Raw genomic sequence first — 23,574 nt, 5'->3', positions numbered from 1 at the left:
CAAAGCATTTCACCCCTCTTTCCCTTAAAAAGATGTCAGCTTATTGACAGGTTTATTGATAATGAAAAAGGGAATGAGAATGATAATCACCTGCTTTTCTGAGTATCTTGGTTGTCTTTTTCGGACAAAAAATTAATTTGCGTATATTTTACGCAAATGCAGTTAGGCTGAATCAAAGTGAATTTTTTCAAATTATCTGTAAGGCGTTAGGATTATTTTAATTCATCATTTCGCACGCCGACCCCCAAACCCTGTGACCTGAAGGGGTGATGCTTTTGGGGAACATGTAAGGATTAAAGATAACCAACAGACTCCCTGTGAGTTACCCAGATGATTATCATTCTCATTCCCCTTTTCATTCTCAATAAACCTGTCAATAAGCTACCATCTTTTTGAGGGAAAGAGGGGTGAAATGCTTTGCCTGCCGAGCTTTTGAGCTGCTTGTCACCCCTTCAGCTGGCTACCATTTGAGAGAACCCAGGAAACTTGGTCAAAATGATGGGAAAATTGCTCGGCGACAGCTTGTTGCGTCCCACATTCAGCCGATAAACTAAATATCCATGCCATTGCTGTTCTCCTCATGAAAAAAAGTAGAGAAATATTTTGGCACACATTATTTAGTCATAATCAGACTATTTTCCTTTAATACTCTCATAGTTCTCAACAAACCATTGATAGGTCAATTCTAAACCTTTCTTTAACGAAATTTTGGGTTGCCAACCAGCGACATTAATTTTCGAGGTATCCAACAATTTACGCGGTGTGCCATCGGGTTTAGAAGAATCAAATTTCAACTCACCCTCATAACCAACCACCGCTTTAATTAACAGCGCCAAGTCTTTAATCGAAACCTCTTCCCCTGTCCCCACATTCACGAATTGGATATCGTCATAGTGATTCATCAGGAAAACTAAGGCATCAGCTAAGTCATCCACGTATAAGAATTCCCGCAGCGGCGAACCCGTTCCCCAAATTTCTACCGCCTCAGCATTGTTAATTTTTGCTTCATGGGTTTTTCGCAACAGGGCGGGGAGAACGTGGGAATTGGCTAAATCGAAATTATCATTAGGACCATAGAGATTCGTGGGCATAGCGGAGATGAAATTTACCCCATATTGCCGACAATAATTTTCGCAAAGTTTGAGTCCGGCAATTTTCGCGATCGCATAGGGTTCATTTGTCGGTTCCAGAAAGCCAGTGAGTAGGTGTTCTTCCTGCATCGGCTGGGGACAGTGTTTGGGATAGATACAGGATGAGCCGAGAAATAACAACTTTTCCACACCAGACAAATAGGCACTATGAATAATATTTGACTCAATCATCAAGTTGTCATAGAGAAACTCAGCCCGGTAGGTATTATTAGCATTAATTCCCCCCACTTTTGCCGCCGCGAGGAAAACGTACTCTGGGCGTTCAGCAGCAAAGAAATCCTCGACAGCTTGTTGACGTCTTAAATCCACCTCTTGGCTAGTTTTGAGGATAAGATTGGTATACCCGTTATCGCGTAAACATCTAACAATGGCGCTACCCACTAAGCCACGATGACCGGCTACATAAATTTTTGAGTCCTTGTTCATGGTCATATTAGATAGTTGAAAACACTGAATAATCCATAATTACAGGGCGGATAATATTGATACATTATTGGTTACCGTCTTCTCTAAGTAACTCGCATCCGCCCTTATAAATACGTACTTTTGACCTTTACTCAATCAACAGGTGCGTGAGCAGCGGAATGTTCGTAAGTATTTTCTTTGTGTTTTTCAAACAGTTCTGCCCCTTCACCATTCGATGATTTGCCGAAGGTTCGCAAATCGGCTTCCACCATCAGGGCGACTAACTGTTCAAAGGATAAAGACGGTTGCCAATTTAGCTTTTCCTTGGCTTTTGTGGGATCACCAATGAGTAATTCGACTTCCGCAGGACGTAAATAACGGGGGTCAAACTCTACATAATCTTGCCAATTCTTATCGACACATTTAAAGGCAATATCCAGAAATTCCCGAATTGAGTGAGTTTCACCTGTGGCGACGACGTAATCGTCAGGTTCGTCTTGTTGCAACATCAACCACATGGCTTGAACATAGTCTTTAGCATAGCCCCAGTCTCGCTTGGCGTCTAGATTCCCCAGATAGAGTTTTTTCTGCTGTCCACAGAGAATCCGGGCGATCGCACGAGTAATCTTACGGGTAACAAAGGTTTCTCCCCGACGCGGCGATTCATGGTTAAATAAGATACCATTGCAACCAAATATCTCGTAAGACTCGCGATAATTCACCGTTTGCCAATGGGCATACACCTTAGCACAAGCATAAGGACTACGGGGATAAAATGGAGTGGTTTCCTTTTGAGGAACTTCCTGCACTTTACCAAACATTTCCGACGAACCCGCCTGATAGAAGCGCACATCAATACCTGTGCGATTTCGATAATCCCGAATCGCTTCCAACAGGCGCAGCGTTCCCATTCCCACCGCATCCACCGTATATTCCGGACAGTCAAAACTGACGCGAACGTGAGATTGAGCGCCCAAATTGTAAATTTCTTTGGGTCTAACTTCTTCGAGAATGCGGCGTAAGGTTACGCCATCGGTCAAGTCGCCGTAGTGCAGAAATAATCGGGCAACCTGATTATGAGGATCAACGTAGATATGGTCAATGCGATCGGTGTTAAAGGTGGAAGTCCGCCGGACAATCCCGTGAACTTCGTAGCCTTTGTCCAGTAATAACTCACTTAAGTAGGAACCGTCTTGACCAGTTATGCCTGTAATCAGCGCTCGTTTGGGTTGCGTCATCCTTGAATCGTCCTGTGATGCGTATGGGCAACAGTGGTTGACAAAAGTGTTAATCTCCCAACTGGATTTTGGGATCAGGGAAATTATTCCTTAGATTATCCTAAAATTCCCAGCATCGATCAACTTTCTTTTGACTCATAACTTATCAAGCCTACCATGTCAGAGTTCGATGATCTATCGGGCGCGATTTTGCCATCGTTGTTCAGTCCGGTGTTTGGTTTATTTCCGTCAAAACCCAGGAAAGTCCTGTCTGGAATAACATTGAACACCGAAGCCATCCCAATACTACGCTGATTTACTGCATTTGAGCCGAGAGGTTTAATTCTGGATTAATCCTCCCATGCTCCCAATGTTTAATTCGTCAGTAAGCCCCATTATTTTTTGGAGCAATCATTACGCCGATAGTTTTCAAAACCAGCCAAAAATCCAGCCAAAAATTTTGAAAATTCACGTAATAAACATCGATTTGTACCCGACGGTTATAGGGAATATCATTGCGCCCTGAAACTTGCCATAGTCCAGTAATGCCTGGTTTTATTGTCAAGATTTTATCCATGTAATGCCCGTACTTATGCATTTCTTCCGGGACTAAGGGGCGAGGTCCGACCACACTCATATCTCCTTTCAAAACATTCAAAAATTGTGGAAATTCATCCAAGCTGGTATATCGCAAGAATTTACCAATCCAGGTGACTCTAGGATCTTCTTTGAGCTTGAAATTTTCTTCAAACTCACAACGAACAGAGGTTGATTCTGTCATCATTTCTATCAACATTTCATCAGCATTTTCCACCATTGTTCTAAATTTGATGCAGCTAAACGGCTGATAGTCTTTACCGATTCGCTCCTGAACATAAAAAATAGGACCCGGTGAACTGATAGCGATTAGGATGGCTAAGAGCAGGTAAATCGGGAAAAACAACGTGAGAATCGATAGGGAAAATACGACATCAAACAGCCGCTTGGCAAAAATTCCGTCTAAGCGATATCGAGACAGACCTTTGGGTCTACTGCGTGGAGCGCGGGGCTGGATACCACGCTTCACGAACGCTCGCAACGTCTTGACGGAGATAAGTTGGCTTTGGGCAGTCATCTTACTCCTTCACTTCACACCACACGTCACGATCATAAAGCCAGAAGCGGTTAGCTAAGGCAATAGCGACCAGGAAACTGGAATTTATGACTCAACATCGTGACAGGTGGTCTCGATAGCAGCCGTCCAGAAACGTCAAGTAGCGATCGCTAAATACAGTTGGCGCAAATTGAGCCGCGTTTAATTGTATCTGTTCGGGACTAAAGGCAGTGGCTCGTGCTTCAAAGGCTTCCACCGCCTCCATCAAAGCCTGAGGACTTTGGTCTAGAAAAAACAGACCCGTACCCTTATCCGGATGTTTCCGGATATCTCGAACGGTTTCCAATGCCCCACCAGCACCATAGGCAATGACTGGTGTACCACAAGCTTGAGCTTCCACCAAGGCAATGCCAAAATCTTCACAGGCAGCATAGACAAAAGCTTTTGCCTGTGCCATATACTCCTCAACCACGCGATCGGGACAAAAACCCAGGACTTGCACGTTGGGTTTAGCCAGATGGCGCAGCGCCTGCAATTGCGATCCCTCGCCAATGACGACCAAAGGATATCCCAGTTGATTGAACGCCTCCACGATTAAAGTCACTTGCTTATAACTAACCAATCGAGAAACCGTCAAGTAAAAATCTGACTTTTGAGCCTGGAAAGAAAACCGTTCAGTATGAACCGGAGGGTAAATTACCTGTGCCTCTCGCCTGTAGCAGCGCCAAATCCGTTGTGCGGTATGGCGAGAGTTGGCAATAAAATAATCCACTCGATTGGCTGAGATCACATCCCATTGACGCAACCGATGCAGCAGATACCGCGTGATTGACCCAGGGAGTCCCCGCCCCATAGCACTGCTGTTGAGGTAATCAAAGGTCAAATCCCAAGCGTAGCGCATCGGTGTATGGCAGTAGCAGATGTGTAGCTGTTGTGGACGGGTGAGGACACCTTTAGCAACAGCATGGGAGGAGGAGAGGATCACATCGTAATCCCGCAAGTCTAGTTGTTCAATAGCTAAGGGTAGCAGGGGTAAATACTTCTGCACCCCCTTCCTCGCCCCAGGAAAATGCTGTAGAAAAGTCGTGCCAATCCGACGCTCAAACAAATAACTGTGGGGATTGGTGGATTCAAAATCAATCAAGGCATACAAATCCGCCTCAACGGACTTGAGGATTTCTCGAACCACCAATTCAGAACCACCCGTTGCTTTGGGAGTCAGCCACTCATGCACCAAGGCATATTTCAAGAATAGTTACCCCCCAATACAAGACTGTTCAGATAAGCGTAGTTTCATTTATTTTTCCCCAGCTTCCCCATCTCCCTCATCTCCCCCCTATCACTATTGACCGGAGCAGTAAGCATTAAGATTATCAACTAATTGCTTTTCTGGAGTCGTTGCTTGCTGTAAACTCATCTGTGCCGTTTCCGCCCCTTGGCGGTCTTTCTGCTCAAACGCTACCGCGAAATTACGCATCGCTTGACTCGTATCGCGATACATGCTAACGAAACTGGCTTGATAGTCTTGCAACGTCTCGTCGGTTACCTCGATCGCGTTCATTTCTTCAGAAGCCTTATCCATGACAGCCGCCGCTTGTCGCATTGCCTCAGCTTGCGGATTGTCCTCTTGAACACCACTGGTCACGACTTTGGCGTCACTGACCGCCTGATTCGCCACTTGAATCATTTGATTACACTGGGCAACCTTGCTCTGACCACAGCTTACTGCCAAGAGGCTAATCACAGCCGTGACACTTAGCCGCAGGAAATTTCGCCGGGGACGATACATGAATGCTCTTAGGTTCATTGAAGAATAAGCCGTCCAACATTTTAACGCTACTCCTAGCTTACTTACTTCTGCTGGGCTTCGATCGCAGCCGCAAGGCGTTGGAGTGTTTCAGTGAGTTCTCCAAGTTCTGCGAGTGACTCATTTTGGTTTTCGGCTAAGGTTTGCACCGCATCACTCAAGGCAAAGAGTTGGTAACCCTGTTGTTGAACTTGATGCCCTTGGTGTTGCACCTGCACAGCTAAAGCATCAACCCGCTTGCCTAGACACTCAACCGTCTCGGTTGTGGCAAGCACCGCCTCACCAATTTGCCCAACAATGGATTCCAAACGGCTGAGTCGAGCTTCCAGGGCAAGAGTCCTTTTGTTGGTAGAGTTGAGGTTGTTTGTAGCCTTTCCAGTCTGGGTGTGTTTATTCACCGATAATTGTTTCACTGCTTCAAAAAACTTATGTGAACTCCCAGTTTCTAAGAAAATAGCAATTGTCCATACTTTACTAAACTAATGATGACGCCGTTGATGCCACTGCCAAGCATCGCTGATAATTTTACTGAGTTCCGGGTATTTGGCAGACCAACCCAAAATTTTCCTCGCCTTGTCGCTACTACCCACCAAAATCGGTGCATCACCAGGGCGGCGATCGCACTCAATGATTTTAATATCTTTCTGGGTGACTTGCCTGGCTGTGTCAATCACCTGTCGCACGGAGAACCCGTTACCACTGCCTAAATTAAAGATTTCACTCTTGCCGCCACCTAACAAATACTCTAGCCCGAGGATATGGGCATCTGCCAAGTCGCTGACATGAATATAATCGCGCAAGCAGGTTCCGTCTGGGGTGGAGTAGTCGGTTCCCCAAATGGAAATCGAGTCCCGTTTGCCTAATGCAGTCCACAGGACTAAGGGAATAAGATGGGTTTCTGGGTAATGGTCTTCACCCAGTAGTCCTTCCGGATTCGCCCCAGCCGCGTTGAAGAAGCGAAACACAATGGAACGTAACTGGTAGGCGTGATCAAAGTCCGCTAGCATCCGCTCCATCATCCACTTACTCGTGGCATAAGGATTAATCGGATTTTGCGGATGGTCTTCGGTCATTGGTACTTGCTGAGGCATCCCGTAGACCGCACAGGTAGAGGGAAACACTAAGGTTTTCACATTAGCGGCGACCATGGCTTCTAAGAGAGTCAGCGTACCACTAACGTTATTGCGGTAGTATTTAGCCGGACAGGTAACCGACTCACCCACGGCAATATAGGCGGCAAAGTGGAGTACAGCCGCAATATTGTGGCTGGCGAAGAGTTGGTCTAACAGAGTGCGATCGCCCACATCCCCGATCACCAATTTCGCTTTCAGGATCTCTTCTACAAACTCTCGATGTCCACAGACCAGGTTATCCAGGACAACGACGTTGTAACCTGCCCGTTGCAGGGCTAATACTGTATGAGAGCCAATGTATCCAGCTCCGCCAGTCACTAGAATTTCCGGTTGGACTTGCGACACGCTCAAACCGCCCCTGTTTCGTTTTATAGACTAACTTTACAAATATTTCCGCTATTTGTCTTTGCTTGAATAGTAATTTGGCTCAAAACGGCTTCTCCCCCCTCTTCTCCATCGCCCCTCTCCCCCCTCTCCCTCATTTCCCTCATGTTTGTGGACAATGACGAGTATAATGCCCGTGTTAGGGTTATTTGAACCATGCTCTCCCCAAGTGATACGTTACACAAAACCTGATCCCAATCCCCCCTAACTTGTTAATTGTTATTTTGAGGAGTCAGACTAACAAGTAACAATTCCTCGCTCACTGTCCAAACGTTACACCGTCAAAACACAATGTTTTTACTACTGACTCGAATCCTACTCTGGCTGCTGATTGCAGTTATTCTCTACAACCTGTTTAAGAAGGTAATCCCCAAGGAGTATTTTACCTTGCTTGGGGGTTTATTTCTGTTTGGCTTCATTGTTGTGGCGTTTTTCTCTCCCGGCAATGATGCAGTATCAACGATTTGGAACATTCTGTCGTTTTTCTTGAAACCTGTCGGGGCTTCCATCGTGCTGTTGGGTTTTGCCCTCCGCCAAGGGCTGGATAAGTCAAAGAACCAGGTTATGGCAGCCTTACTAATCTTACTCCTCGCCAGCACGCCCTTTTTCTCTAACCTGTTGGCGGCTAGCACGGAACAAACAGTGGTTACGCCTGAGTCGGCGGCGGCTCAAACCGCCTCAGCGATTGTGGTTCTTGGACAAGGCACCACCCAACCCGATGAACCGCCTCGAACCCAAATTCAACTCACCGATACGGGCGATCGTATTCTTTATGCCGCTCAACTGTATCGACAATCTGGCAATAACCCCTTAGTCGTGGTTAGTGCGGGTCCTCGACCTAACCTGCAAGGAAATCAAGACCAAATTGTCGAAGCCAATGATATCCGCGCCTTACTGGTTCAGTTTGGGGTTCCCCAAACTCGGATTGTGCTTGAACCCACGGGTACCAATCTCCGCACCAGCGCCGAAGAAGTTGAAGATATATTACGCGATCAGGGAATAGCAGACAATCGCATTTTTCTAGTTACTTCAGCCTATAACAGCCGTCGCGCCCAACAGGCGTTTAGAAGTGTAGGTCTCAACAATGTTGTATCTAAACCGACCGGCTTCTTTACCGTTCAACCCGGAACAACATCCACAATCACCCAATGGATTGAATCCTTTATCCCCTCTGTAGAAGCGCTGACTGTCACGACGCGAATTATGGAAGAGTTTTACGCCTCGATTTACTATTATTTGCGAGGTTGGCAAGCTCCCGCCGTTGTTTAACCATTTCGCGAATCTGAAAAATCTGCAAGGTGGGAACCCTTCACTTGGCTCAAGGGAACCTGGTTTGTAGGGGCGGGTTTCACCATTATTGTTATTTACCTTACCCAGATACAGCTAAACCCGCCCTATCTTCCCTATCATTCAAGACTTTATCGGATAAGCTGAAAACAGCCTATAACCTCAGGTCGATGACAAGTTCAGTCAATGAGCAAGAAACTAGAGGTTCACTGTTGAGTCCCTAGCTATTTCTCATCGATTATGGAAACACTCAAAGAACACAAAGACCTGTTAGAGGTTGCTGAACATTTTTTTAACGATGGCAAATTAATACAGGCGATTAGTTATGCTACAGCTTCTCTTGACTTGACGATAAGCGTTGCCAAGGCAACTATTTTAGATCTGAAACCCAATCAGGATTCCAGCCTTAAAGGATTTGACGGATTTATTGTTCAGGATGAATTTGGCAAACAAAAAGTTAATGTTCAAATTTCTCAAGAATTGCAAAAAATGCAGGAAATTTTGTTATGCTATGTCCTGAAAATAGATTATGAAAAGTATTTTAGATATAGAAGCTGGGTGGGTTATGCACTTATCACTGGAGACAATACCCCTGATAAAAAAGTCAAACTATCCTTGGAAATCAATAATATAGAACAAGATCAGGCGAGAGCAGCTTTAGATTACTGTCAGCAGCTTGTTCAAAAAATTCAAAACAAAATTGATAGATTTCAAATGAGTTTTATTTAAGGTTTTTAGTATATAAATGAACAGAATACTCATCAAAACCCTTGCATCACTATCAGGAAAATGTACCCTTGCTCCTCCAGCTCCCAGACGTGCCATGGCACGTCTCTACATTGGCTTCCCTGGCTTCCCCCGCTCCCCCTCACCACACCACTTATTCAGCAGCCCCTAACTATGGGTGCAAGCATAGTCTAAAACGGGTTCTTGAAATCGGTTAGCTTTGAAATAGTTTTCGTTCACGGACATAGTATCCGTAACTTGACCATTTTCCACATCGCCAATTTTAATTCTAGATAACAACTCGCGTTGGCAATTTCCCGAATATCTGACATACTTGCCATTGGCGTTCACATCAAAGTTAATCGCATTTCCATTACGACTAATGGTATTAATCCCGACTTCCCAAGGTTGGGGATTGACTCTACCTAATTCACCCCCAGACGATGCTTTAGTCTCAGGAACAGGTCGCCACACAACACCGTCAATGGAATTCAAGCAGGCATTTTTACCACTCATATCTTTAAAGCAGTCGCCGTTTTTGTTGAGAATAACTACTTGATCAACACTATTAAACTGTTTGAGTGTGTTGGTTACAGCTTTTTGAATTCCCGCGTCTTCACCAAGTCCAGCCGTATAGACTGTCCGACAAAATTGAAGTTGGGCAATTCCATTGGAAATATCAACGGTAAAGTTTTCACCACAGGTAGATTCGCCTCGGAAGTCAATCAAGTCAGCAAATCCTTCCTCTTTTTCGGCGGATGTGGGTCCTTGAACAACTTGCTCAATCGCAAATTCAGCAATATCGACGCGGGATGTGGCTCGGGTAACAGGTTCAACATACCCTATCGTTTGATTGTCGGCGGAAGGCTTGGGTAAAAAGACTTGAATTTGTCTGGGTTCATCTGGATTTTGGCTAATCGTCTGGGGTTGAGGTTGTGAGGTGGCTTCAGAGTTCTCCGGATGGGTTACAGAGGTGCTGTGCGCTTCCCCAGCCGATGCCGTTGTGAAGGATAGCGCCAAGACAGCACTTATAAATATTGATTGATGTTTTAAATTTATTTTACTCTGACTCATAAAATCAATAGTTCCTAATTTGCCTACTGTTTTATGATTCAAGTAAGTTCAATTTTATTCATCTTGCTAAAGTAATATCATTTTATGCGACGTAAACCTCTGCAAAACGTTTTAACTCAACCTAGATCAACAGGGTTAACGGTTCAGGTTGTATTTTGGTTCAGTTTAAGCTTAACCATCGCCGCAATTTACAGTGGGTTAGCCCTGCGGGAAGCCTTTAGTCATGCCTATATTGTTCAAGATGATGCCCGCCAGCATGTCTTTTGGATGCAACGGTTTATTGATGGCGAATTATTTCCCCATGACTTAATCGCCGATTACTTCCAATCCGTCGCCCCTGTGGGATATACTGCCATTTACCGCATCGCCGCCGCTTTTGGCATCCATCCCTTTCTCTTCAACAAACTCCTACCACCCATTCTCGGCGCGATCGCGACAGGGTACTGTTTTGGTATATCACTCCAACTCTTACCCGTACCTGCGGCTGGCTTTATCACCACAGTACTACTCAATCAAAGTCTTTGGATGAAAGATGATCTCATCTCAGCCACACCCAGAGCCTTTGTTTACCCCCTATTCCTCGCCTTTTTATACTACTTATTACGCCAATCTCTACTGCCTTGCCTAGCCACAATCATCCTACTCGCCCTATTCTATCCCCAATATTTATTAATTTGTGCCGCCCTATTCATCCTACAAATTTTTACCACAAGAAACTCACTTCTACGAACCCCTGCGTCCCTCTGCGCTTACCTCCGCGCCCCTGGAGCGTTTCCAAAAAAAGCAAAGTTACGTTCTCATTACCTATCCGTGATCGGTCTAATTTTGACAATAATCGCCATTTCCGGCTACGCCCTCATCCCCGGAAAATTCGATCCAGTCATCACTGCCACTCAAGCCAAAGAATTACCCGAATTTTGGGGAACTGGACGCAGTTATTTTTTCAGTAATAATCCCTGGTATTTCTTTTTTCTCGGTTCCCGCAGTGGTTTATTAGACGTAGGCTTCGTTAGACCTGCAACTTTAACCTTAGGAATACTCTTACCCATTCTAGTCCAATATCCCAACTCATTCCCGCTAGTTAAATCGCTTTCTCCTAAGATAAAAGTATTAACTAAAATCTTTTTGGCATCTATCGTAATGTTCATCGTTGCCCATCTGATCCTATTTAACCTACATCTTCCTAGTCGTTATACCGAACACAGCTTTCGCATTCTTTTATCCGTATCAGCCGGGATGGTTTTAACAATCGTCCTTGATGCTATTTTGAGAACAGATTTTTATCACCCAAAACTCAAAAGTCTAATTCTTGGTCAGGGTAGGTTTAGTGACAGCAGGGTGAAAACAAACAATAATGGAGAAACCCGTCCCTACTCAAAACTCAGAATCTACCACTACCTAACAATCAGCTTCATCACCGCAGCGTTGCTGTTCTATCCCTACTTAGTGGAACCCTTTCCGTTAACCAAATACAAAGAGGGTCATTTTCCTGCTTTGTATCAATTCTTCCAACAGCAACCCAAAGACAGTTTAATTGCTTCAGTATCAGAAGAGGCAGATAATCTACCCACCTTTGCCCAACGCTCTATTTTAGTCGGGCGGGAATATGCGATTCCTTATCATTGGGGGTATTATCGTCAATTTCGCCAACGCACAACTGACCTGATTCAAGCTCAGTATAGTTCAGATTTAGAGGAAGTGAAACAGTTTATCCAACGCTATGGAGTAGACTTTTGGCTATTAGACAATACTGCCTTTACGCCAGAGTATCTAGCCAATCATGATTGGCTACGAGATTATCAACCTGTCACTTTAGAGGCGCAAGAGAGGCTAACTCAGGGAATCACTCCAGCATTAGCTGGGGTAGTTGAGGATTGTTCAGTATTTCAGATGGAGAGATTTGTGGTGTTACAAACAAGTTGTATCAGTCAATTGTAGCAAACTAATAATTCACAGGCTAAGCATAGATTATCTTCTGTGTCAATTCCTCTTTTTGCTAGAGGTTGTAAGCTGTTCGGCATTTTAACCATAATGTTAGGAACTGCGATGTCTTACTTGTTTCTGTTTTTCAACGCCAAGAACGATGTGACTAATGCATAGAACGTAATTGGTTCTCCTGTAACAGCGCATCAATCCACTCAGCCGTAGTTGGATCAGCAGGCGGTAAAGGCTCACCGTTATAATCTATAGCAAAAGCATAGCCAGCGCGGTCATAAACCCGATCAAGTAGCAAGTGCAAATCAATAATCGGTTCTGTATCTTCGGTTCGCAGAGGCAATGGAAAAGTTGGGATTAAATCTTGGAGGTTGAAGACATACAAATCGGCGCGAGGACGGCGATCGCACTGACTCACCAAAATTCTGTAACTCCCTTGGGTATTATCACCAGAAACAGGCATTGGCTTTCCACCTCGGAGGAGATCGATCTCAAGCAGGTGCGTCCGACTTGCCAAAACCTGTTGACGTTTCTCCAAATAGGTTTCCCGTCCTTTTCCAGGGCGCTTATTGCTGGGAGAGAGAACCTCAATGACTGTTACCACTTCTTTGGTGGTGACTTCTCTTACCTCTAGATAGCCTTCTCTGAATTCCAGGGGTACTGGCACAGTGACGGTGACTGGCGTGGAGGGAGGTGTCGCAACAGCCACGTTAGATTGGTTTGGGTTGATTGGAGTACGAGAGTGTTCTACTGTCACATCAGGAATACCCACCAACAGCGCATCATCTCCATTCATCTGGTAAACCCGTTTCTCGATCGCAACTCGATATTTAGGAAGCAGTTGAGGATTCAATGTCTCAGCCAGGATACTGATCAGCAAGTGATGGACTTCCGACCAAAATTCTGGATTCTCTAGATAGGAATTCATCCCTGGAAACGGCGAAGGCATAAGTAGACTAGGGCAGGCATCGTTTTGATAGTTCTATGATACTTTCAGATACAATAAAGGGCTGTAGAGAAAACGGTTTCAGGAGAAAAACGCGAGTGCTAACCCTTGGCGTCAACATTGACCACATTGCCACAATTCGACAGGCGCGGCGCACTGTGGAACCCGATCCCGTGGCGGCGGCGGTGTTAGCCGAATTAGCGGGGGCGGATGGGATTACGGCACACCTGCGGGAAGATCGACGCCATATCCAAGATCGGGATATCCGACTCTTGCGCCAGACGGTGCGAACTCACTTAAATATGGAAATGGCACCAACCGAGGAAATGGTAGCGATCGCACTTGAGGTTAAACCGGATTATATTACCCTGGTTCCGGAACGGCGGGAGGAAGTCACAACCGAGGGAGGATTAGATATTGCGGGTCAAAAGTCGCGCCTGGGTGAGGTAGTGGCTCAGTTGCAAGATGCCGGGATTCCCGTTAGTCTATTTATCGATGCTGATCCTGCCCAGATCGAAGCCTCGGCAGCTATTAACGCCAAGTTTATTGAACTGCATACCGGATCGTATGCCGAAGCCAAAGACGAAGCCAGTCGCCAAACGCAACTGGATCTGTTAGCCAAAGGATGCCAAGATGCGATCGCGGCTGGGTTGCGGGTAAATGCTGGTCATGGTTTAACCTATTGGAATGTTTACCCAGTGGCTTGTTTAGAAGGTATGGAAGAACTTAATATTGGTCATAGCATTATCGCACGAGCCTCGCTAGTTGGATTAGAACGGGCAGTTCGGGAAATGAAGCAAGCTATGCGGAGAAAGGATGAGGGGAGTTAAGTCAAAAATTATGTTCCATACATACCATGGCACGTCTGTCAATTGTAGGGGCGGGTTTAGTTACATCTGGGTCAAAAAGAGATGATAGTCGTAAAACGCGCCCCTACACACTCAAAACGTTCTCAATCACCTGTTCACCAATCACCCAATTAAAACCATGCAAACCTATTACTATCTAGTCGCCAGTCAACGCTTCTTAATTGAAGAAGAACCCTTTGAAGAAGTTCTTAGAGAACGAACCAAAGACTACCAAGATAAAGGAAAAGAGATTGACTTTTGGCTGGTCAAACAACCCGCATTTTTAGAAGCTCCAGAAATGGCGCAAGTTAAACAGGAATGTCCTCAACCTGCTGCCGCTATTATTTCAAGCAACCCCAAGTTTATCACTTGGTTAAAGCTACGCTTAGAATTCGTCAAAACTGGAGAATTTCAAGCACCATCAGATACAATTCCTGACCCTATCGCGTCGTTAGCCTCTGTATCCTAACCGAGGCTTTCAGTCCAACCCCAACTCTAAAAACAATAAGCTGGGGCAGCTAACCAAGAAATGAGTACCCCTAAGATTGAACCCACAATTACTTGAAACGGGGTATGCCCCAGCAATTCTTTCAGGCGATCCTCATTAAACTCTTTGCCTTCTTGAAATAACTCATCAATAATTTGATTAAGGATACGAGCTTGCTTACCTGCGGCTTGTCGAACGCCTGCGGCATCGTACATCACAATTACAGCAAAAATCGTCGCGATCGCAAAATCAGGAGACGCCCATCCCATCGTTTGCCCCACACCCGCAGCCAAGGCGGTAACCAAGGCTGAATGAGCGCTAGGCATCCCGCCAGTTGTCACCAAGGTGCGGAGATTAAATTTTCGATCCTTCGTTAACTCGACCAGTAGCTTAAGAAGTTGAGCCACTAAACAAGCAATCAGCGCAACCAGTAGCACCTGGTTGTTTAGGATATTGCCAAAATCCTGCATCGTGTTTCAGTTCAAATTGGTTGTTGATCAACGGATGTTTAAGCAGTCACAAATTACAAGGAGTTGCTCTTGAATTCCCTGTTAAGAGTTCCCTTATTCCTTATTCCCTATTGCCCGACAAAAAACTAATAAGTTCGTGCGGTAATGAAATTAGCCAGAGCAATTAAGGGTTGAGAGCGCTCACCAAACGGTTCCAGTTGGGCAATAGCCTCTTCAATCAACTCTTGAGCTTTAGCTTTAGAAGCCTCTAGTCCCCAGAGGCTAGGATAGGTAGCTTTCTGCGCTTGCAGGTCTTTCCCCGCCGTTTTGCCTAATTCCTCCTGAGTCGCGGTGATGTCCAGGATATCATCGATAATTTGAAACGCTAAACCAATATTTTGAGCATAGCGAGACAGACGTTCTATATCCGCATCGGTTGCACCTGCCAAAATTCCGCCACAGACGACGCAGGTTTCCAGCAACGCTCCGGTTTTATGGGTGTGAATGTAATGGAGGGTTTCCTCTTGAATATCCGATTTTCCCTCGGATTCCAAATCAACCACTTGACCCCCAACTAATCCAGCCGCGCCCACCGTTCGACCTAGACGAGCAATCACTTGCAACACCTGCTTGGCTGGAACTCCCTGAGTTTGAGCGGCGACATATTCAAACGCATACGCCAGCAAACCATCGCCAGCCAGAATCGCCATATCCTCACCGTAGACCTTATGATTGGTGAGTTGACCCCGACGGTAGTCGTCGTTATCCATAGCGGGAAGGTCATCATGGATTAACGACATGGTGTGGAGCATTTCCAGGGCGCAGGCGGTTGGCATTGCCATCTCCATCGTGCCACCCATCAGTTCACAGGTTGCCAGACAAAGAATCGGACGCAACCGTTTCCCCCCAGCTAAGAGAGAATAGCGCATTGCCTCGTAAATCTTTTCCGGATAACCTAGGGGCAAAGAACGGTCTAAAGCCGCCTCCACTTGAGCTTGCCGCTCTTTTAGATAGGTCGATAAATCAAAGGCTGGGGATTCCCCATTGGGGGCAGGTCGCCCATCTGTTGCTACCATGCCATCATTCCTTAAATCGTCTGTTCACTGTCTTAACAATTCTACGAGCCTAGGGGCATTATGAGTGAGTTCTGGTATAGCTAAAAACAGTATTTTGCAATAACATTGTCACCGTCATCGGTCCAACACCACCAGGAACCGGGGTGATAAATTGGGTCATGTCCCGAACGGCGTCAAAATCCACATCACCCACGAGGCGGGATTTTTCCTGATCATCGGTGACGCGATTTATACCCACATCAATCACAATGGCATTCGGTTTAACCTGATCCGCCGTAATTAGCTTAGGGCGTCCGGCAGCAGTAATCAAGATATCCGCCTGACGACTCAGTTCAGCCAAATTTTGGGTACGCAAATGGGCAATCGTAACGGTAGCATCTGCTTCGAGTAACATTAGCGCCATTGGCTTGCCCACCAAAATACTCCGTCCGACGACGAGCGCATGTTTTCCTTTCACATCAATCTGGTACTCTCGCAACAGACGCATCACTCCGGCTGGCGTGCAGCTTTGCAGTCCCGTTTCACCTCGCACCAGACGCCCTAAATTTAGGGGATGCAGTCCATCGACATCTTTATCAGGATCAATTTGGTGGAGTAAATAGACACCATTTAAATGTTCGGGTAAAGGAAGTTGTAGGAGGATACCATCAACGTTTGGGTCTTGATTAAGGCGATGAATGGTTTGCTCAACCTCAGCTTGAGAGACATCAGCCGGAAAATGTTTCCCAAAGGAGGCAATCCCAACTTTGGCACAGGCACGTTCTTTATTCCGCACGTAGGCGGCGCTAGCTGGATTGTCGCCCACCATTAGCACCGCTAATCCAGGTGGGCGTCCATAGGTTGATTTGAGCCGTTCTACTTCCGCTTTGAGCTGATCTTGAATGCGTTGAGCCAGAGCTTTGCCATCCAGTAACTGAGGGTAAACAGATTTCATGAGCAGGTTGAGAGACATCTAAGGACTTTGATTATTTTACGGGTAGTGGTGCCACTGACCAGTATTCAATTCTCAAGCATCTAAGCTATAACCGGGATGTAAACCGTTACAATGGTTGAATCGCCATAAGCATATCGGCTCAGCTAACTGGAAGTCTTCCCAGGTCAAGATAGCTCGTTTGCATCGGAAGATAGCTAACATTCGTCTAGACATCCTGCACAACCTCACTACCTATCTAGCCAAAAACCACAGCCGGATAGGGATTGAGAATTTAAATGTGTCCGGTATGATGGCTAATCACAAGTTAGCCAAAGCTATCCAAGATATGGGCTTTTTGAATTCAAACGCCAGTTAGAGTATAAGTGCCAATTGTATGGGTCAATATTAGTCATAGTTGAGAGATGGTATCCCTCAACTAAAACTTGCTCCCAGTGCCACACAGAGAAAGACTCAATGCCTCTATCTGAGCGGGTTTTCCGGTGTGACAACTGTGGGTTTGAATGCGATCGCGATCTGAACGCATCATTCAATTTGGAGATAGCCGCCAGTTAGACGGTGATAGCCTGTGGACTGGTTGACGCTTCGGCTCCGCGAGGGCGTCAACACCGAGCGGAGCCGGGGTGTTGAGTGCCGCCACCATCAGGACGAAGCAGGAAGTAAACGGCAGATTCTAGCGGGTATTGGTAGATTTGTGTAAGTTTTATGTAACGGAACAGTCATGGCAATGTCTGCTCAAAACGACCATCGCTCACGCCTTTGCTCGTCAATTCCAACCCGCCAAAGGTCAACTATGTTTTATCTCCTGCCAATGTGTGCTTTGCTGTTTGGGGGAGGACTGGTAAGTTGTAGCTATGTCCCTACTCCCCCTGGTATGGGTAGCGCTCCTACTGCAAATCTCACCGCAATTAGTGAGATTCAATCGGCTCAGAATGCCAGGGATGTGGTTTACCTGCAAGGTCAAGTGATTAGCCAAGCCCCCTTTTTGAACTCCGGCGCTTATCAAGTTCAGGACACCACCGGCAAAATTTGGGTAGTCAGCAATCAAGAACTTCCCAATGTGGGGGATCAGGTTGTAATTGGGGGACAGGTACAATTTCAAAGTATTCCTATTAGTGGACAGGAAATGGGTGAACTCTATCTTCAAGAAACAGAACAGATCGAACGGAAGGCTGAATGATTTGTCATAAGAAGCCTGCTACAACAACACCAGCTACAACAACATGGTATCAGTAGTGAACAATGAAGAGTCAATCGATTGAAGTCGCGATCGCGATTCTCTACCGTTCGGGACGGTTCCTGATGCAGCTTAGGAACGATATCCCAGGTATTCTTTATCCAGGGTGCTGGGGGTTCTTTGGCGGTCATATTGAACCGGGCGAAACGCCAGAGGAAGCGATGCGGCGAGAATTACTCGAAGAAATTTGCTATTCTCTCCCCCAATTTACAAAGTTTGATTGCTATAATGATGCCCACGTTATTCGTCATATATTCCACGCGCCGTTAACGGTGGAATTGAATCAATTGGTATTACAAGAAGGTTGGGATCTGGGTTTGTTGACGCCCGAACAAATTCAGGCAGGTCAGGCTTATTCGGAAGTAGCGGGTCAGGTGCGTCCTCTAGGGCAACCTCACCAGACCATTTTATTAGATTTTTTGGCGAGGAAACCTTACCAATGACCCTGACGCGACTGCGATTGTCTCATCTTTTACGTTTTAGCCGATATGCCAGCCTTTCGATGAAACTGATGGCGGTGGGGATAATTATCACCTTGGTTTTCATCCTCATCGCTATTTTTGCCCCTGTTTTTCAAGCATGGGGATGGCTGCAAGATCCCACCGCATCCCTGATTAACCCGATTCATGAACCTCCCGGTGGTGAACACTGGTTCGGTACGACACGCCAAGGGTATGATGTTTTCTCCCGCACCTTATTTGGTACTCAAGCGGCGTTAAAGGTGGTGATTCTGGCAACCAGCTTGAGTTTAATTATTGGTGTTCCCTTGGGGTTAATTAGTGGGTATCTCGGCGGTAGATTAGATCGGGTGTTGCTGTTTTTGATGGATACGATCTATACCTTGCCCGGATTGCTGCTATCTATTACCCTAGCCTTTGTGGTTGGGCGAGGCGTCTTTAATGCCGCGATCGCACTCAGTATTTCTTACGTTCCCCAATATTATCGCGTTGTCCGTAATCATACCGCCAGCGTCAAAACTGAACTATTTATCGAAGCCGCGCAAGCGATGGGTGCTTCTCCTGGGCGGGTTCTCTCCCGTTATTTGTTTCTCAATGTGATTCAAAGTGTCCCGGTTTTATTTACCCTCAATGCTGCCGACGCTATTTTAATTTTAGGTGGACTGGGATTCTTGGGACTGGGGCTATCGGCAGAAACCCCAGAATGGGGACATGATTTGCGTCAAGCGCTGGATGCTTTACCTACAGGGATTTGGTGGACAGCGTTATTTCCGGGTTTAGCGATGACATCTATGGTGGTTGGCTTATCGCTATTGGGAGAAGGGTTAACGGAGATTATTAATCCTCGTGGGCGATAGGGGAGATGAGGGAGATGGGGGAGATGAGGGAGATGAGGGAGATGAGGGCGATAGGGGAGATGAGGGAGATGAGGGAGATGGCGGAGATGGGGAAGTTAAGGTGTTCGGGGTTTAAACCTTAATGTCAATAATGGCGAAATTATTGTATGTAGTGCGAGCATCTTGCTCGCTACTAATACCCAATTTAAATGCATGACAGCTTAAGCCCAACCTTAGTCAGGGCGGGTTTTGCACCAACGTTATCATCAATAGCGACAAGAAAGTCCCTAAACTCGCCCCTACAAATCAGGTTCCGTAGCGCCGCGAAGGGTCAAAACTTTTCCAGGAACCGGAAATCGTCTCATTCTCGTCGAATAATGAAGACATAAGTTTTCAAAGCTGAGAATTTTATCAGCTTTCTTTGTATGAAATTTATCCAACCCAAGTCTATACGTTTCGCCGCCATGAGTGGGTTACTACTCATTCCCCTAGCTAGTGCGGGGTTTTGGTGGACAAGTTCTGTCGCCCAACTGCCTCAACCCGCTAATGTATCTCAAGATAACCCATCTCTTTCTCCAGTTCATCCCGATGAACCTGTTGACTATACCCTAAATGAACGCTTTTCTCTCTCAAACTCTCTAGAACGCATTCAACAAATTAGAAACGCCCTGTCCAGCTTCCAACAGTTAACCGAAACCAGCCAACCGATTTTAGGCGATCGCCAAATGGCGGAAATTGGTCATACTGGCTGGGAAACACAGCATCTGGGTTTTCCCAACTGGGTGGGTTCTGTAGAAGGCACGCTTAAAAAACAAGCGTATCAGATCGCTAAACTCGAATTTGAACTCGCTCAAAAACAATTCCAAGATGGCGAAATCTCCCAAGCTGCTTTAGAACAGAAAAAAGCCAATTATCGCCGCGCCGAACAAGAATTCCAAGCCTTTTGGAATTCATTCAACATTGCTGATTAGTATGGTTTAATATAGCCTGTTCCCCTTTCCCTGTTCCCTGTTCCCTGTTCCCCGTTCCCCGTTACCTGACGAATGACAAATGACGAATGACAAATGACAAATGACGTAATTGGTATTGACTTAGGTGGAACCGCGATTAAGCTGGGACTCTTCCAGAAAAATGGCACTTGCATCCAATCTGTAACGGTGGCGACGCCCCAACCCTCAACTCCAAAAGCCGTGGTTGAGGTAATGGCTGACGCGATCGCACAACTTGATACTAACCATAGCGTAATTGCCATTGGTGTGGGTACTCCCGGACCTGCTGATGCAACCGGACGGATTGCGAGAGTAGCGATTAACCTCAACGATTGGCATGATATTCCCTTAGCGGATTGGTTAGAAGCTAAAACAGGTTGTCCGACGATTATCGCCAATGATGCCAATTGCGCGGGTTTAGGCGAAGCTTGGTTAGGTGCAGGACGTCAGTTTCGCCATCTGATTATGCTGACGTTGGGTACTGGCGTCGGCGGTGCAGTTATTCTAGATGGAAAACTCTTTGTCGGTCATCAGGGCGCAGCCGGGGAATTGGGGTTAATCACATTAAATCCAGAGGGTCCACCTTGTAATAGTGGCAATCAAGGGTCTCTGGAACAATATCTGTCCATTGGGGCAATTCGTCGCCGTACCGGAAAAGAACCAACTGAACTGGGGATTTTGGCAAATGAAGGTAATCCAAAAGCGTTAGAATTTTGGAACCATTACGGACGGGATTTAGGCGCAGGACTGGCGAGTTTGATTTATGTCCTTACTCCAGAGGCGATTATTATTGGCGGTGGAGTTAGTGCAAGTGCCAAATTTTTCTTCCCGGCGGCTTGGGCAGAAATTGAACGTCGAGTGTTACCGAGTTCTCGTACAGGTTTACAGTTACTTCCTGCTACGCTAGGTAATCAGGCGGGAATGGTTGGGGCTGCCAAATTAGCACTGCAAATGAGAAATGATGAATTATGAGTTGTTATTGGTCATTTGTCATTTGTCATTTGTCATTTGTTATAAAGTCAACTTGGTTATACAGCAGCTTAAGCAAGATCCCCGACTTCTTGAAGAAGTCGGGGATCTATCTGTGTACCTCAGAAATAACGCCAACAGCTATAGCAGTACCAAGACAGGTTAGGACATTTTTCTCTGTTCCCTGTTCCCTCAAGTCAAAGCACCACCGCAACTCGAACCACACCCGGCGGTGCAACCGTAACAATAGGAAGCTGTGCGAATTTCGTCAATGATATCTAAGTTTCCTGCGGCTAATAGCTTACCCACGGTTAATGTTTCCCCCGTACCAGACTGAGCCGGAATCTCTTCCATTTGATTAAAATCACAGTCGTAAACATTTCCTCGATAATCAATCGAGAGTTCATTTCGACACATCAAATGTTCCACCGTCGTCGGATTAAAATTATCTTCCAGAAACTTCAGATACGGCGTATACAGCTTGGTTCGTTGCAGATAAAACTTGGTTCTGCCAATGGGCAAATTGGTAATCGTAAACAACTGGTTAAACTCAATATCAAAATTTTCCTGAAGGAACCGTTTATAATCCTGTTCCAACTTCACCTGATTCGGCGTTAAGGAAAAATCTTCACTCACAGGCAACACCGGGTTATAAACCAAATCCAGGATTAACTGCGGATTTTTCCCATACCCCAATTGATTTAATCGTTGAATTGCCCGAATCGAATCATTGTAAACTCCTTTCCCCCGCATTTTATCCACATTATCCTCTAAATAGCAGGGAAGCGAGGCAACAACTCTCACCTGATGTTGAGCAAAGTAGTCTGGCAAATCCTGGAATCCCGGTTCAAAGAAAATCGTCAAATTTGACCGCACAATCACCTCCTTTCCCGTTGCCCGCGCTGCTTCAACTAAGGGTTTAAACCCATAATTCATTTCCGGCGCACCGCCAGTCAAATCAACGGTTTGGATTTGCGGAAAGCGATGAATTAGTTCGATAAGTTGGGCACAGATTTCCGGCGTCAGTTCTTCTGTGCGTTTAGGTCCCGCTTCCACATGGCAATGGGTACAGGCGAGATTACAGCGTTTTCCCAGATTGATTTGCAGAACTGTAATTTTGTTTTTAGTTAAAGGTGTCCTCAGTTGTTGGCGAAACGGTGTTACCGCTAATGTGGCTGTCTGTGTCACTACGTTAAATCCCTGGAAATGTATCTTGACTTCAGTATCTGACTAGCTAAACCCATATCGGCTAGCTGAGTCTATAATAAATCATTTAGTCTGACCGAGATCAATTAAACAGCAGTTCAATGAGTTTTTGCTGAGAATCAGTCATTCGTCATTTGTCATTTGTCATTCGTCATACTCGCTTTCATTGAGAAGCAAGCTAAGTCCTTTGTAAGGGTTTGAGGGTTGTTTACAAAACTTAGTGGGCGTGCTGTTTTGTTTTGTCCGACTACTTGTCAATAATCTTTGAAAATAAAAAATAAAAGCTTTACAGTTTTGAGTTAAACCTTCATTACCGCTTCACCAAGACGCTCAAATAAAAGGTTAAGGTTGGGTTAATTCATGCCATTAACTCAGGAGCGAAATGATGAAAGGAGTGAAAGATAAATCCCGCAAAGAAACAATTTATGATAGTTCTAGCTTAACAGGCAAAGCCTTCTTGATGGATGCCAAGCCTCTGAGCAAGAAAAAATTAACGTGTCGGTGGATTAAATCATCAGCAAATTCTGGCACTCTAATGGCAATATGGGATTTGTAATTATAATATCATGTCCGGTTGAATATTGCTCAGTTAAGCCAGACTTGAATTTATTTGACCCCGGCTACAGTAAGCTGTTCGGCATTTAAACCTTAATGTCAATAATGGCGAAATCACGTTCAGTGCGAGCATCTTGCTCGCTACCCATTCCTAATTTAAAGGCATGACAGTTTATTGTCTGGCTTCTTACCTTTCCCCTGTTTCCTTCTCTTACCCCAACCCTTATTCAGCAAGTCATAAGCTGTCATGCATTTAAACTGTGATAAGAGCATTACCCTTATTTTTCAGTTTGCGCCCCCAGTTAATAACTAGCTTGTCTTCATTTAAAAGTTGATGCAACAAAGATTCTAACTCTTCAATGGATTCAAAAAGCC

The 23,574-nt window shown here is 45.6% G+C and carries 26 protein-coding genes and 2 pseudogenes; 13 read left to right on the top strand and 15 right to left on the bottom strand.

Annotated features, from left to right (window positions below):
* Window positions 1-444 precede the first annotated feature (444 nt).
* The 8 genes from RIG66_RS04890 to galE all read right to left on the bottom strand — a co-directional run bounded on the left by RIG66_RS04890 (window position 445) and on the right by galE (window position 7,151).
* Window positions 445-567, bottom strand: coding sequence for a hypothetical protein (locus RIG66_RS04890; RefSeq protein ID WP_446375744.1), 123 nt, complete (start codon window positions 565-567; stop codon window positions 445-447).
* Between the two features lie 65 nt (window positions 568-632).
* Window positions 633-1,577: a GDP-L-fucose synthase gene (gene fcl / locus RIG66_RS04885; RefSeq protein WP_446375740.1), complete on the bottom strand. Its 945-nt coding sequence runs from the start codon at window positions 1,575-1,577 to the stop codon at window positions 633-635.
* Between the two features lie 131 nt (window positions 1,578-1,708).
* Window positions 1,709-2,794 carry a GDP-mannose 4,6-dehydratase gene (gene gmd, locus RIG66_RS04880; RefSeq protein ID WP_446375738.1) on the bottom strand — a complete coding sequence of 362 codons (1,086 nt, stop codon included), beginning with the start codon at window positions 2,792-2,794 and terminating at the stop codon, window positions 1,709-1,711.
* A gap of 361 nt (window positions 2,795-3,155) precedes the next feature.
* Entirely contained in the window at window positions 3,156-3,887 is a 732-nt protein-coding gene (locus RIG66_RS04875) for a sugar transferase (RefSeq protein WP_446375736.1), read from the bottom strand.
* A 91-nt stretch (window positions 3,888-3,978) separates the two neighbouring features.
* Window positions 3,979-5,115 carry a glycosyltransferase gene (locus RIG66_RS04870; RefSeq protein WP_446375734.1) on the bottom strand — a complete coding sequence of 379 codons (1,137 nt, stop codon included), beginning with the start codon at window positions 5,113-5,115 and terminating at the stop codon, window positions 3,979-3,981.
* Between the two features lie 93 nt (window positions 5,116-5,208).
* Window positions 5,209-5,673 carry a hypothetical protein gene (locus tag RIG66_RS04865; RefSeq protein WP_446375732.1) on the bottom strand — a complete coding sequence of 155 codons (465 nt, stop codon included), beginning with the start codon at window positions 5,671-5,673 and terminating at the stop codon, window positions 5,209-5,211.
* Window positions 5,674-5,717: 44 nt separating this feature from the next.
* Window positions 5,718-6,002 (bottom strand): hypothetical protein, encoded by a 285-nt coding sequence (locus tag RIG66_RS04860; protein ID WP_446375742.1) that lies wholly within the window; start codon window positions 6,000-6,002, stop codon window positions 5,718-5,720.
* 150 nt (window positions 6,003-6,152) lie between these two features.
* Window positions 6,153-7,151 (bottom strand): UDP-glucose 4-epimerase GalE, encoded by a 999-nt coding sequence (gene galE / locus RIG66_RS04855; RefSeq protein WP_446375730.1) that lies wholly within the window; start codon window positions 7,149-7,151, stop codon window positions 6,153-6,155.
* A 330-nt stretch (window positions 7,152-7,481) separates the two neighbouring features.
* Here galE and RIG66_RS04850 point away from each other — a divergent pair, with 330 nt between their 5' ends.
* Window positions 7,482-8,459 (top strand): YdcF family protein, encoded by a 978-nt coding sequence (locus tag RIG66_RS04850; protein ID WP_446375728.1) that lies wholly within the window; start codon window positions 7,482-7,484, stop codon window positions 8,457-8,459.
* Window positions 8,460-8,717: 258 nt separating this feature from the next.
* On the top strand, window positions 8,718-9,206 hold the full coding sequence (locus RIG66_RS04845; protein ID WP_446375726.1) for a hypothetical protein: 489 nt from the start codon (window positions 8,718-8,720) through the stop codon (window positions 9,204-9,206).
* A gap of 165 nt (window positions 9,207-9,371) precedes the next feature.
* Here the strand turns inward: RIG66_RS04845 and RIG66_RS04840 are convergent, their stop codons facing one another.
* Complete coding sequence (locus tag RIG66_RS04840; protein WP_446375724.1) at window positions 9,372-10,277, bottom strand: GerMN domain-containing protein; 906 nt, start codon at window positions 10,275-10,277, stop codon at window positions 9,372-9,374.
* An 84-nt stretch (window positions 10,278-10,361) separates the two neighbouring features.
* On the opposite strand from RIG66_RS04840, the gene RIG66_RS04835 reads away from it, so the two are divergent.
* Window positions 10,362-12,215, top strand: a complete 1,854-nt coding sequence (locus RIG66_RS04835; RefSeq protein WP_446375722.1) for a hypothetical protein — start codon at window positions 10,362-10,364, stop codon at window positions 12,213-12,215.
* 151 nt (window positions 12,216-12,366) lie between these two features.
* Here RIG66_RS04835 and RIG66_RS04830 read toward each other — a convergent pair whose 3' ends face one another.
* Complete coding sequence (locus tag RIG66_RS04830; protein ID WP_446375720.1) at window positions 12,367-13,161, bottom strand: DUF4058 family protein; 795 nt, start codon at window positions 13,159-13,161, stop codon at window positions 12,367-12,369.
* Window positions 13,162-13,256: 95 nt separating this feature from the next.
* Between RIG66_RS04830 and RIG66_RS04825 the strand changes: the two genes are divergently transcribed.
* Entirely contained in the window at window positions 13,257-13,988 is a 732-nt protein-coding gene (locus RIG66_RS04825) for a pyridoxine 5'-phosphate synthase (protein ID WP_446375718.1), read from the top strand.
* A 157-nt stretch (window positions 13,989-14,145) separates the two neighbouring features.
* Window positions 14,146-14,475, top strand: a complete 330-nt coding sequence (locus RIG66_RS04820) for an MgPME-cyclase complex family protein (RefSeq protein ID WP_446375716.1) — start codon at window positions 14,146-14,148, stop codon at window positions 14,473-14,475.
* Window positions 14,476-14,501: 26 nt separating this feature from the next.
* Here the strand turns inward: RIG66_RS04820 and RIG66_RS04815 are convergent, their stop codons facing one another.
* The 3 genes from RIG66_RS04815 to folD form a co-directional block, all read right to left on the bottom strand.
* Window positions 14,502-14,963, bottom strand: coding sequence for a divergent PAP2 family protein (locus RIG66_RS04815; RefSeq protein WP_006097891.1), 462 nt, complete (start codon window positions 14,961-14,963; stop codon window positions 14,502-14,504).
* Between the two features lie 125 nt (window positions 14,964-15,088).
* A complete protein-coding gene (gene crtE / locus RIG66_RS04810; protein ID WP_446375714.1) occupies window positions 15,089-16,018 on the bottom strand; it encodes a geranylgeranyl diphosphate synthase CrtE in 930 nt (309 codons plus the stop codon).
* A 58-nt stretch (window positions 16,019-16,076) separates the two neighbouring features.
* On the bottom strand, window positions 16,077-16,952 hold the full coding sequence (folD, locus tag RIG66_RS04805; RefSeq protein ID WP_446375712.1) for a bifunctional methylenetetrahydrofolate dehydrogenase/methenyltetrahydrofolate cyclohydrolase FolD: 876 nt from the start codon (window positions 16,950-16,952) through the stop codon (window positions 16,077-16,079).
* Window positions 16,953-17,058: 106 nt separating this feature from the next.
* Here folD and RIG66_RS04800 point away from each other — a divergent pair.
* The 7 genes and pseudogenes from RIG66_RS04800 to RIG66_RS04770 form a co-directional block, all read left to right on the top strand.
* A pseudogene (locus RIG66_RS04800) lies at window positions 17,059-17,504 on the top strand (RNA-guided endonuclease InsQ/TnpB family protein); the annotation flags it as partial.
* Window positions 17,505-17,742: 238 nt separating this feature from the next.
* Window positions 17,743-18,129, top strand: coding sequence for a hypothetical protein (locus RIG66_RS04795; protein WP_446375710.1), 387 nt, complete (start codon window positions 17,743-17,745; stop codon window positions 18,127-18,129).
* Window positions 18,130-18,191: 62 nt separating this feature from the next.
* Window positions 18,192-18,629, top strand: coding sequence for an NUDIX hydrolase (locus tag RIG66_RS04790; RefSeq protein WP_446375708.1), 438 nt, complete (start codon window positions 18,192-18,194; stop codon window positions 18,627-18,629).
* The gene (locus RIG66_RS04785; RefSeq protein WP_446375706.1) at window positions 18,626-19,501 is read left to right on the top strand and encodes an ABC transporter permease; all 876 of its coding nucleotides are present in this window, start codon (window positions 18,626-18,628) and stop codon (window positions 19,499-19,501) included. Before RIG66_RS04790 ends, RIG66_RS04785 begins: the two co-directional genes overlap by 4 nt.
* Entirely contained in the window at window positions 19,491-19,616 is a 126-nt protein-coding gene (locus tag RIG66_RS04780; RefSeq protein WP_446375704.1) for a hypothetical protein, read from the top strand. The genes RIG66_RS04785 and RIG66_RS04780 overlap by 11 nt, the downstream gene beginning before the upstream one ends.
* Window positions 19,617-19,905: 289 nt before the next feature.
* Window positions 19,906-20,451 carry a hypothetical protein gene (locus tag RIG66_RS04775; protein ID WP_446375702.1) on the top strand — a complete coding sequence of 182 codons (546 nt, stop codon included), beginning with the start codon at window positions 19,906-19,908 and terminating at the stop codon, window positions 20,449-20,451.
* Between the two features lie 93 nt (window positions 20,452-20,544).
* Complete coding sequence (locus RIG66_RS04770; protein ID WP_446375700.1) at window positions 20,545-21,441, top strand: ROK family protein; 897 nt, start codon at window positions 20,545-20,547, stop codon at window positions 21,439-21,441.
* A 189-nt stretch (window positions 21,442-21,630) separates the two neighbouring features.
* On the opposite strand, the gene arsS is transcribed toward RIG66_RS04770, so the two are convergent.
* Complete coding sequence (gene arsS / locus RIG66_RS04765) at window positions 21,631-22,626, bottom strand: arsenosugar biosynthesis radical SAM (seleno)protein ArsS (protein ID WP_446375698.1); 996 nt, start codon at window positions 22,624-22,626, stop codon at window positions 21,631-21,633.
* A gap of 400 nt (window positions 22,627-23,026) precedes the next feature.
* Between arsS and RIG66_RS04760 the strand changes: the two genes are divergently transcribed.
* Window positions 23,027-23,200 carry a hypothetical protein gene (locus RIG66_RS04760; protein WP_446375696.1) on the top strand — a complete coding sequence of 58 codons (174 nt, stop codon included), beginning with the start codon at window positions 23,027-23,029 and terminating at the stop codon, window positions 23,198-23,200.
* 252 nt (window positions 23,201-23,452) lie between these two features.
* Here RIG66_RS04760 and RIG66_RS04755 read toward each other — a convergent pair.
* Window positions 23,453-23,574 (bottom strand): annotated as a pseudogene (locus tag RIG66_RS04755) (IS630 family transposase); the annotation flags it as partial.

It is taken from the genome of Coleofasciculus sp. E2-BRE-01 (assembly GCF_040221695.1).
Taxonomy (GTDB): domain Bacteria; phylum Cyanobacteriota; class Cyanobacteriia; order Cyanobacteriales; family Coleofasciculaceae; genus Coleofasciculus.
This window is presented reverse-complemented; position numbering and strand designations above follow the sequence as displayed.

Excerpts from the sequence above, each read along its gene's own strand:
- crtE (WP_446375714.1), bottom strand. The coding sequence starts at position 16,018 with ATGGTAGCAACAGATGGGCGACCTGCCCCCAATGGGGAATCCCCAGCC.
- folD (WP_446375712.1), bottom strand. The coding sequence starts at position 16,952 with ATGAAATCTGTTTACCCTCAGTTACTGGATGGCAAAGCTCTGGCTCAA.
- RIG66_RS04770 (WP_446375700.1), top strand. The coding sequence starts at position 20,545 with ATGACAAATGACGTAATTGGTATTGACTTAGGTGGAACCGCGATTAAG.
- RIG66_RS04865 (WP_446375732.1), bottom strand. The coding sequence starts at position 5,673 with ATGAACCTAAGAGCATTCATGTATCGTCCCCGGCGAAATTTCCTGCGG.
- RIG66_RS04845 (WP_446375726.1), top strand. The coding sequence starts at position 8,718 with ATGGAAACACTCAAAGAACACAAAGACCTGTTAGAGGTTGCTGAACAT.
- RIG66_RS04815 (WP_006097891.1), bottom strand. The coding sequence starts at position 14,963 with ATGCAGGATTTTGGCAATATCCTAAACAACCAGGTGCTACTGGTTGCG.
- RIG66_RS04840 (WP_446375724.1), bottom strand. The coding sequence starts at position 10,277 with ATGAGTCAGAGTAAAATAAATTTAAAACATCAATCAATATTTATAAGT.
- fcl (WP_446375740.1), bottom strand. The coding sequence starts at position 1,577 with ATGAACAAGGACTCAAAAATTTATGTAGCCGGTCATCGTGGCTTAGTG.
- RIG66_RS04820 (WP_446375716.1), top strand. The coding sequence starts at position 14,146 with ATGCAAACCTATTACTATCTAGTCGCCAGTCAACGCTTCTTAATTGAA.
- RIG66_RS04875 (WP_446375736.1), bottom strand. The coding sequence starts at position 3,887 with ATGACTGCCCAAAGCCAACTTATCTCCGTCAAGACGTTGCGAGCGTTC.
- RIG66_RS04890 (WP_446375744.1), bottom strand. The coding sequence starts at position 567 with ATGGCATGGATATTTAGTTTATCGGCTGAATGTGGGACGCAACAAGCT.
- RIG66_RS04785 (WP_446375706.1), top strand. The coding sequence starts at position 18,626 with ATGACCCTGACGCGACTGCGATTGTCTCATCTTTTACGTTTTAGCCGA.
- RIG66_RS04835 (WP_446375722.1), top strand. The coding sequence starts at position 10,362 with ATGCGACGTAAACCTCTGCAAAACGTTTTAACTCAACCTAGATCAACA.
- RIG66_RS04775 (WP_446375702.1), top strand. The coding sequence starts at position 19,906 with ATGAAATTTATCCAACCCAAGTCTATACGTTTCGCCGCCATGAGTGGG.
- RIG66_RS04850 (WP_446375728.1), top strand. The coding sequence starts at position 7,482 with ATGTTTTTACTACTGACTCGAATCCTACTCTGGCTGCTGATTGCAGTT.
- RIG66_RS04795 (WP_446375710.1), top strand. The coding sequence starts at position 17,743 with ATGTTTTATCTCCTGCCAATGTGTGCTTTGCTGTTTGGGGGAGGACTG.
- gmd (WP_446375738.1), bottom strand. The coding sequence starts at position 2,794 with ATGACGCAACCCAAACGAGCGCTGATTACAGGCATAACTGGTCAAGAC.
- RIG66_RS04790 (WP_446375708.1), top strand. The coding sequence starts at position 18,192 with ATGAAGAGTCAATCGATTGAAGTCGCGATCGCGATTCTCTACCGTTCG.
- RIG66_RS04830 (WP_446375720.1), bottom strand. The coding sequence starts at position 13,161 with ATGCCTTCGCCGTTTCCAGGGATGAATTCCTATCTAGAGAATCCAGAA.
- RIG66_RS04760 (WP_446375696.1), top strand. The coding sequence starts at position 23,027 with ATGATGAAAGGAGTGAAAGATAAATCCCGCAAAGAAACAATTTATGAT.